The sequence below is a fragment of the Bradyrhizobium sp. AC87j1 genome (assembly GCF_002936975.1).
Lineage (GTDB): Bacteria > Pseudomonadota > Alphaproteobacteria > Rhizobiales > Xanthobacteraceae > Bradyrhizobium > Bradyrhizobium shewense.
This window is the reverse complement of sequence record NZ_PTFE01000182.1, coordinates 1-7,250: the sequence shown is the minus strand read 5'-3', so window position 1 is coordinate 7,250 and position 7,250 is coordinate 1. Positions and strand designations below refer to the sequence as shown.

Here is a 7,250-nt window from a genome sequence, read left to right as displayed (position 1 = left end):
GCGCCGGTAAGCCGAAAATGGTCGCCCTCATCGCCGTGGCCCGCAAGCTCATCACCATCCTCAACGCCATGCTCAGGGATCGAAAACCATGGCAACCCGCTTGACAAAGAACACAGTCGCTGAGGTGGCCGCTCCTTCAGCGGCCCTCGAGGGGCGACGGCCCCGCTGCATCGCGACCATTCATCCTCCGAGGCTCACCTTGCGATGCGTCCGCATCGCAAGCCTCGCGCCTCAGGATGACGGGTCTGAAGTTCGGATTGAGGGGATAGCTGAGATGGCCAGCCTCACGCCTCAGAACAAATTGCCCTGATCCACCGGCTTGGCCACCCGCTTCGGCGCGGGTTTTGTCTCTTGCGCGGCCGGCTTCGGCTGCGCCGGCGCGCGCTTGGCCGTCGGAGCTGCACGATCCGCGTCCGCGGTCGCGCCGACACGGCCATCGGCGAACTCGATCTCGAGCCGCGCATTCGGCCCGATGCTGTCCGCCGCATGCAGCGGATGTCCCGCCTCGTCCCGCACCAGCGCGAAGCCGCGCGCGAGCACGCTGCGATACGACAAAGCCGACAGCAGCTTGCCGCTGTTCTCGACGCGGGCCTCTAGCCGCTGCAGCAACGTGACGAGCGCGCGGCCGGCGCGCTCGCCAAGGCGATGCGTGCGCTCGCGCTGGCGGGCGATCGTGTTGCGCTGTGCCTGCGCATTGGAGAGCTTTGAGGCGCGCAAGCGAACTTCAAGTCCGGCAAAGCGGTCGCGCCGACGCCGCAGCAGCGAGCGCGCGGAGAGACCCAGCCGTTCGCCGCACACGGTGAGCCGGTGGTCGGCCTGCGTGATCTGGCCGTGCAGCACCCGCAGCGTCAGCTTTGAACTTGCTGCGGTAAACCGGCGGAAATGCGCATGCGTGTTGGCCTTGAGGCAGCGGGGCAGGGATGCTCCCGCCGAATCCAGCCGCTGCCTGGGAATGGCGAGCAGATCGCCGGCCGCCGGCAGCGCGCGTGCGGCGGCGCGCAGCTCGCTGCGGCGGCTCTCCTGGCTGCGTTGCCAATAGGCGCGGGTGCGGCGCCCGAGGTCGGCGACCTCAACGAAGAGATCGCTGCGCACCGGCACCGCCATCTCGGCCGCGGCCGTCGGCGTCGGCGCGCGCTTGTCGGCGACGAAATCGATCAGCGTGATGTCGGTCTCGTGCCCCACCGCCGAGATCAGCGGGATCATGCTCTCGGCGGCTGCCCGCACCACGATCTCCTCGTTGAATGACCAGAGGTCCTCCAGCGAGCCGCCGCCGCGCGCGACGATCAGCACGTCGGGGCGAGGAATCTTGCCGCCCGGGGCAATCGCGTTGAAGCCGCGGATGGCGGCCGCGACCTGCTCGGCCGAGCCGTCGCCCTGCACTTTCACCGGCCACACCAGCACGCGGCGAGGGAAGCGGTCCTCCAACCGGTGCAGGATGTCGCGGATCACGGCGCCGGTCGGCGAGGTCACGACGCCGATCACCTCCGGCAGCCACGGCAGCAGCTGCTTGCGCGCTTCGTCGAACAACCCTTCCGCGGCGAGCTTCTTCTTGCGCTCCTCCATCAGCGCCATCAGCGCGCCGATGCCGGCCGGCTCCAGCGCCTCGATCACGATCTGGTATTTCGAGGAGCCCGGATAGGTCGTGAGCTTGCCGGTGGCGATGACCTCGAGCCCTTCCTGGGGCTTGAAGCGCATCCGGCCATGCACGCCCTTCCAGATCACCGCCTCGATCTTGGCGCTCTCGTCCTTGAGCGCAAAATAGCAATGGCCGGAGGAGTGGGCGCCGCGGAACCCCGAGATCTCACCGCGGACCCGGACATGGCCGTAGGTGTCCTCCACCGTCCGCTTCAGGGACTGGGAGAGCTCGGAGACGGTGAATTCAAACGCGTTGTTCAGTTGTTCCGCAGGCGGCATCGGCAAACGATTCGGCATTTTGGGGTCAGACCCGACGTTAAGGATTTTCGCCGCGCGGCGCCAATCCAGGGATTGATTGGAAGAGTACTCTGTATTATAGAGTTCTCTATTGGTTGATGAGTTTGAGGGAGGTACGCCATGGCGATCCGGTTGTTGCGCGGCGTTTTGAGCGGCGTGAAATGGGCCCTGTGTGCGGTCGGCGGCGTGGCGCTGATCCTGATTGCGATGATCGCAGCGCCGCTGGAGCGGCCGCCCGAGATGCGATCGGTCTCCGACTCCACCAAGGGGATCGACTGGTCCACGCTGCCAGCGCTGGAGCGCTTCCAGGCCCGCGACGGTACCTGGATCGGCTATCGCCACTACGCGGCCAAAGCGTTTTCAAGCGAAGTGGAAGCCGGTTCGCGTGAAGAAAACGCGTCAAAACAAGAATCCGGAGCCCGATCCCATCGGAACGGAAATGGCTCCGGGGGCCCGGCGACGGGCCGGGGTGCAATCTTCATCCATGGCTCGTCCGGCTCCAGCGGCACCGTCAACCACGCGCTGACCCACGCGATCGCCGCGCGCGGGGTGGAAACCTGGGCGCTCGACATCCGCGGCCATGGCGGCTCCGGCACGCGTGGCGATATCGGCTATGTCGGCCAGCTCGAGGACGATCTCGTCGATTTCGTCGCCCATTTGCGCAAGACCGCGCCGGATCTGCCGCTCACTCTGATCGGCCATTCTGCCGGCGCCGGCTTCTCGCTGCGCGTCGCCGCGACCCCGATCATGCGGGACATGTTCGTGCGCACCGTGCTGCTCGCCCCCTATCTCGGCTATGACGCACCGACCAACAGGCCGAGCAACGGTGGCTGGGTCAGTGCCGACATTCCACGTTTCCTGGGACTGACGGCCCTGCGCAAGCTTGGCATCGACTGCTGTGCGCAGCTTCCGGTGCTCGCCTTCGCGGTGCCGGCAAGTTCGGCGAAATATCTCACCTCGACCTATTCCGACCGCCTGATGCGCAATTTCGCGACGCGCGGCTATCGCGTCGATCTTCCGGCAACCACACGTCCGATCACGATCTTCGGCGGCGCCGAGGACGAGATGATGATCTCGGACAAATATGCCGAGACCGTGCAGGCGGTGAAGCCGTCGGTCGACGTCAAGGTCATTGACGGCATCAATCATATGGGCATCGTCACCCATCCGAAGGCGATCTCGGTCATCGCCGAGGACGTGGCAACGCGCGGGGCAGGGCAGTCATGATCGACAGCAGGGAGGCGTCCGCAGCGCTCGCCGATATCGACGATATCGTCCAGCGCGTGAAGCAATCGCAGCTCTATGAGCTGGCGAGCCTCGCCGCGGTCTGGTGGGGCGTGCTGGTGTTCGCTGCCAATCTCGTGACCTGGCTTTGGCCGATCTACGCGGCCTACGCCTGGGTTGCCGTCGACGTTCTGGGCGTCGGTGGTCTGATTGCACTTCGCGTGTTCGATCCGAAAAGCCACCCCTTTGGCGCCGGCGTTGGCATCAGGCTGTTCCTGATATTCGCACTGTTCTTCGCGTTCGGCTATCTCGTGACCAACGTTGTCGGTCATTTTGGTCCGCGCCAGTTGGGAACGTTCTGGCCGATCTATTTCATGCTGTTCTACACACTCGCCGGGCTCTGGTTCGGCTACGCGTTCGTTGCGATCGGCCTCGGCATCACGGCGCTGACGCTGTTCGGCTTCTTCTACATCGGCGAGGCGTTCCCGCTCTGGATGGCCTTCGTCAACGGCGGTGGCCTGATCCTCGGCGGCCTCTGGATGCGGCGGATCTAGCGCATGCCCGAGCGCGACGACATCATCCACCGGCCTGCAGCCAATACCCAGGAAGGAGCGCTCCCGTGACCGACAGCAAGCGGGCTTCCGATGCGCTGAACGAGCGCGAGAATACCATTCGTCCTGTGCGGCGGTTGCAGATCTACCTGGTCTGCGGTCTCGTCCTGCTGCTGTGGGCCGTGCTGCCGTTTGCCGACGATGCCCTGATCTGGTTCTGGCCGCGCTACGGGGCCTATTATTGGAACAGCTGGTTCGTGGCGAATGACGGGCTCTATTTCTGGTTTGCGCTCTACGTCGTCTCGGCCCTCGGCCTCGTTGCTCTCGGCGCCTATCATCTTTCGCGAAACGGAATCCGCCTGTCCGACAGGCGCACTCTGCTGGCGTTGCTGCTGATCGCCGCCCTCGGCCTCGTCTGCTGCTATTTCGGCAGGTTCTCGCCGCGCCAGCAAACGGTGTTTTGGCAGGTCTACATCACGCTGGTCTACCTGACGGCGGGGCTTCGGTTCGGCTACGCCTTTGCACCGCTCGGCGCGACCATCATCGCGCTGACGCTGATCGGATATTTTTATATCCCGGGTGTGCCGCTGTTGCCGTGGATGGCGGCCGTCAATGGCGGCGCGCTGGTCGCGGGTACCCTCTGGATGCGGCGGTGTTAGCTGTGGCGGAGCTCGACGACATCATCCACCAGCCGCTGCGGCTGAAGATCATGGCGGCGCTGAACGCGCTGCCTGCGACAGCCGGGCTGGAGTTCTCGCGGCTGAAGAAGCTGACCGGCGCCACTGACGGCAATCTCGGCGCGCATATCGAGACCCTGGCCAAGGCGGGCTATGTGTCCGTGGAGAAGGCGTTCGTGGGGAAGAAGCCGCAGACCACGGTCACCGCCACCGCCGCCGGCCGCGGCGCCTTCGCGCGGCATGTCGCGACGTTGCAGGAGATTATTGCGGGCAAGCAGGGGTAGCTTGCGGTGCCGAACTCTCCCCCTTGCGGGAGAGAGCATTTCCGCTGGCAGATGCAGGCTCACTCGGGTGAGGGGTTGAGCGGCGCAACGCACCGATGCATCCCGATTTCAATGGTTGGTTCCAAGGCCGTGCGCTGCAGAAGATGCTCAAGGCCGGGCTCCTTAGCCAGATCACAAAACGATGAACGACGAGACCTTCTGCGACTTGCGTCGCCTATCGCTCCGCACCGTACAACTCATTTGCAAGCTGTCGGACCTCGTCGGTGGCAGAGTCGCCAAGCTGCTTGAGATAATCCAAAAACTCTTGCTGGTTGCTCATCGAGAATATGCGCGCTTTGAATGACAATTCGGAGCGAAGCCGACCTTGCTGCAATAGTGACGCGCACTGTCTATCTACAAACATGGCATCCACAAAGGGCGCATACGTGGCGATAGCCGTGAAGTCGTTCAGGATGCCGGCACCTATGTTTGGGCTTTGCCCGGACGACACTCTCCAGCCGAGGGCGGCGATTAGGTAAGCGAAGATTTTATGCGCTGGCTGTTCCTGATTCCCCGGCCAGTCAAGAAACTTGGATACTTCATTGAAGGCATCTTGAGGTGGTACGCCTCGATGAACGAACATAGCGGCAAGTTGACGGTACCGATTCATTAAGCCAAAGCGCAACTCCAACACACTCGATGGATCGTCCGAAGCCATTGCCTCCTGTGTTTTAGCAACTTGATCACGTAGAGCCTCGCGCATGGCGGACCCGTAGCTGGATAGCTCGTGCTTTAGGATTTGGTCGAACGTCGGTCGGTTCTTTGCCCAACCTTCGGCTAGGCTCTTCAAGCTCGTCTCTGCGACCGATCGATCCCTACGTAGGCCCGGAGCAAAAATCGAATAATCGGAATCGACGCTGATGTGGTAAACTGGGAGCCAATCGTTGCGGTCGCCAGACAGAATATCATCGACGTTAAAGGTCAGAGTAGGAGGGCCGGAACCCCTGATATATGCCTCAGCAAATTCCCACTCTTGATTTGTTGCAATTTCGTCGGTTCTGTCAAAAAACGTCTCGCCGCTGAACATCTCATGCGCCAATCTCAACTCGCTTGGCGAGTGCCAGACAATCGTCTCGTCCGAATGCAGGTTGGAGGCCGGGAATATGACCTGCTGGCGCTTGTAAGCGAGGTCAGCAAGCTCGTAACATCTTTGCCAAAATGTTGCGCTTGGCGCGCCCAGCCGACGCTTCCCCTCTTTTGTCTTGTAGAGCTCGGATACCGCAAACTGATCCAAGTAGACGACGCGCTTATCAACGTGAGGAAGAATCTCGTCGTGAGAGTACCGGCAATCTGCGCAGCGCTTTGTGACGGTGTTGTCGTCAACTGAAAGCGTCCCGAATCTTTCTTTTTTGCACTTCGGGCATTTTCGAAACGGAGGCAATTCGAACATTCTAGGATCCAATTGCGAGATGATGACTTCCTGCTATGCCGATTCCGACGTCCTTTGCGCTAAGCGGTGAGGTTATCCCACTCGCGAGCGACCCACTGGCACATGTGGAGGGGCTGACGCAGGGCTTCATCCGCATTTGATGTATCAATAAGGCTGGCCCGACCGTGCGCGGCATCATCTCGCCACAGCGAAACGATACCTGCAAAAGTTGTTAGAGTGTTGCGCCTTTGCGCGTCGGCTTGGCCAATGATCATGTTTAACACCGTTTGGCGTCCTCGATTGGCGCGGTACGCTTTCAATACCCTTTCCTCGTCCCGCTCTTTGGTGATCGCAATTGCTAGTAAAACGGACTCGGCGGCTGCGCCGACCATTGCACAGCAAGCCAGCCATGCTTCAGCGTTTCGGCACCTGATGGCTTCCATGGCGCGCTGGTGAAATCCATCACCGAAAAGTTTTCGATAGCCGTTGAAGGTCGCCGCAAGTGAGCCGGGCTGCGCGATCAGAATGGCTGCTGCGTCAAGATTTGTTAGAGCGACACGCCCAGCAACGGTGAGCGAATAACCGCCTTCCTCGACAGCTTGCTCGCCGGACCGTCGGACGCCCGGTCGAACAAGTCCGCGCCTGCACAATTCCCAAGCTGCTTCGTAGAATATCGGCGACAACTCGCGAACCGGACCGTCCAAGTAGTGCTCGTGAGGATGCCGCTGTCGAGCTGCAAACTCTGCTCCAGTGCGTGCGTACAGGTCATATCCGTAGTTTCGTGCGCGGTCATTCCGCAGAAGCTCGAGCAGTGTGGCAATTGCCTCATCTAAATCCATGTGTCTCTCCGAAGAACAACGCTAACCGCTGAGCGCTACGATCAACGGCCCAATTGCCGTGCGCGCCCCGAAGGCTTCACTCGAATCAGCGTGTCCCTCACGATGGCGCAATGCAGGGTAGCAATACGTCCCTTGGAGTGCATGTCCCGGTTATTCACAGGGGGCGCTATACGCGATCTCCGTCGTCACCGAATTGGCAGCGGCTTGATGGATCAGGCGAGCGGTCCTTTCCCAGAAGCCGAAGCGTTCCACTGCAGCTTTCCTGCCAAGAGTTGCACCTTGTAAGCGTCGCCTACTTCGAATGAGGGGAGGTCGGGCGCCGCCCCCCTTGAGAC

General features: G+C 61.9%; 7 protein-coding genes and 1 pseudogene. 5 read left to right on the top strand and 3 right to left on the bottom strand.

Annotation, left to right across the window (positions count from 1 at the left end):
* Nucleotides 1-104 (top strand): annotated as a pseudogene (locus CV770_RS40145) (IS110 family transposase); the annotation flags it as partial.
* 187 nt (nucleotides 105-291) lie between these two features.
* Here CV770_RS40145 and xseA read toward each other — a convergent pair.
* Entirely contained in the window at nucleotides 292-1,932 is a 1,641-nt protein-coding gene (xseA, locus tag CV770_RS40140) for an exodeoxyribonuclease VII large subunit (RefSeq protein ID WP_104466229.1), read from the bottom strand.
* 120 nt (nucleotides 1,933-2,052) lie between these two features.
* On the opposite strand from xseA, the gene CV770_RS40135 reads away from it, so the two are divergent.
* The 4 genes from CV770_RS40135 to CV770_RS40120 all read left to right on the top strand — a co-directional run bounded on the left by CV770_RS40135 (nucleotide 2,053) and on the right by CV770_RS40120 (nucleotide 4,668).
* Nucleotides 2,053-3,159, top strand: coding sequence for an alpha/beta hydrolase (locus CV770_RS40135; protein ID WP_104466228.1), 1,107 nt, complete (start codon nucleotides 2,053-2,055; stop codon nucleotides 3,157-3,159).
* Entirely contained in the window at nucleotides 3,156-3,710 is a 555-nt protein-coding gene (locus CV770_RS40130; protein WP_104466227.1) for a hypothetical protein, read from the top strand. The genes CV770_RS40135 and CV770_RS40130 overlap by 4 nt, the downstream gene beginning before the upstream one ends.
* Nucleotides 3,711-3,775: 65 nt before the next feature.
* On the top strand, nucleotides 3,776-4,366 hold the full coding sequence (locus CV770_RS40125; protein WP_104466226.1) for a hypothetical protein: 591 nt from the start codon (nucleotides 3,776-3,778) through the stop codon (nucleotides 4,364-4,366).
* 2 nt (nucleotides 4,367-4,368) lie between these two features.
* Complete coding sequence (locus CV770_RS40120) at nucleotides 4,369-4,668, top strand: winged helix-turn-helix domain-containing protein (protein WP_018453460.1); 300 nt, start codon at nucleotides 4,369-4,371, stop codon at nucleotides 4,666-4,668.
* A gap of 214 nt (nucleotides 4,669-4,882) precedes the next feature.
* Here CV770_RS40120 and CV770_RS40115 read toward each other — a convergent pair whose 3' ends face one another.
* Nucleotides 4,883-6,097 carry a hypothetical protein gene (locus CV770_RS40115; protein WP_201760252.1) on the bottom strand — a complete coding sequence of 405 codons (1,215 nt, stop codon included), beginning with the start codon at nucleotides 6,095-6,097 and terminating at the stop codon, nucleotides 4,883-4,885.
* Between the two features lie 59 nt (nucleotides 6,098-6,156).
* Nucleotides 6,157-6,915: a hypothetical protein gene (locus tag CV770_RS41950; protein WP_146101456.1), complete on the bottom strand. Its 759-nt coding sequence runs from the start codon at nucleotides 6,913-6,915 to the stop codon at nucleotides 6,157-6,159.
* Nucleotides 6,916-7,250 lie beyond the last annotated feature (335 nt).